The following is a 1,364-nucleotide window of genomic DNA, read 5'->3' on the forward strand; positions in this document are numbered from 1 at the left end:
GGTGTTTTTATTATGAAATTAACTTATGAGGACAAGATTCAGATATATATACTGAGAAAACAGGGGAGAAGCTTCAAAGAGCTTTCAAAAAGATTTGGTGTGGATGTTTCTGGACTAAAATATATGGTGAGGTTGATTGAACGTTACGGAATAGAAATCGTCAAAAAAGGGAAGAATCGTTACTATTCTCCCGAATTAAAGGAAGAAATAATTAATAAAGTTTTGCTTAAAGGTCGTTCACGAAAAAGTGTATCTTTAGATTATGCTCTACCCAATCCTTCTCTGTTGAAAAATTGGATAGCACAATACAAGAAAAATGGGTATACTATTGTTGAAAAAACAAGAGAGAGAGTACCTAAAATGGGACGTAAACGTAAGAAAACTTGGGAAGAAATGACAGAACTAGAACGACTCCAAGAGGAGAATGAACGCTTACGTACCGAGGTGTCTTACCTAAAAAAGTTAAAAGAACTAGAAGACAGGGACGAAGCCTTACAGCGAGAAAGGCAGAGACAATTAGAGAAATGGTCACAGGAGGATTTCGACTAGATTTACTTCTTGAAACGGCTGGTTTAGCTCGCTCAACTTACTACTATCAGTTGAAACAACTAGATGGATTTGACAAAGATAAAGAGCTTAAAGCTGAAATTCAATCAATTTATTGTGAGCATAAAGGAAATTACGGCTATCGTCGAATGACTCTTGAATTGAGAAATCGTGGCTTCATGGTAAATCATAAGAAAGTGCAACGTCTGATGAAGGTTCTTGGTTTAAGTGCTCGAATTCGTCGTAAACGTAAGTATTCTTCATATCAAGGAGAGGTTGGTAAGAAAGCAGAGAATCTCATTCAACGCCAGTTTGAAGCATCCAAACCAATGGAAAAGTGCTACACAGATGTGACAGAGTTTGCCATTCCAAATAGCACACAGAAATTGTATTTATCGCCTGTTTTAGATGGCTTTAATAGCGAAATTATTGCCTATAATCTCTCAACTTCACCAAACTTAGAACAAGTGAAAGCTATGTTAGACCAGGCCTTCACAGAGGAGCATTACGAAAATACAATTCTCCATAGTGACCAAGGTTGGCAATACCAACATCAGTATTATCATCAATTTTTAGAGGATAAAGGGATCCAACCGTCCATGTCACGTAAGGGAAATAGTCCAGACAATGGTATGATGGAGTCCTTCTTTGGCATTCTTAAGTCTGAGATGTTTTATGGTTATGAGAAGACGTTTCACTCACTCGAGCAATTGGAACAAGCTATTGTAGGCTATATTGATTATTACAACAACAAACGAATTAAGGTAAAATTAAAAGGACTCAGTCCTGTGCAATACAGAACTAAATCCTTTGGATAA

At 36.8% G+C, this 1,364-nt stretch carries 1 protein-coding gene; it reads left to right on the forward strand.

All coding sequences use genetic code 11. The features are described from left to right. Nucleotides 1–12 precede the first annotated feature (12 nt). Nucleotides 13–1,364 (forward strand): IS3 family transposase gene (locus tag O3670_RS10920; protein WP_152902824.1). Its coding sequence is split into 2 segments (ribosomal slippage): nucleotides 13–454 and nucleotides 454–1,364, totalling 1,353 coding nucleotides; the frame shifts between segments, so codons are not numbered across the junction.

It is taken from the genome of Streptococcus sp. 27098_8_74 (assembly GCF_041431705.1).
In the GTDB taxonomy this organism is placed as follows: Bacteria; Bacillota; Bacilli; order Lactobacillales; family Streptococcaceae; genus Streptococcus; species Streptococcus salivarius_E.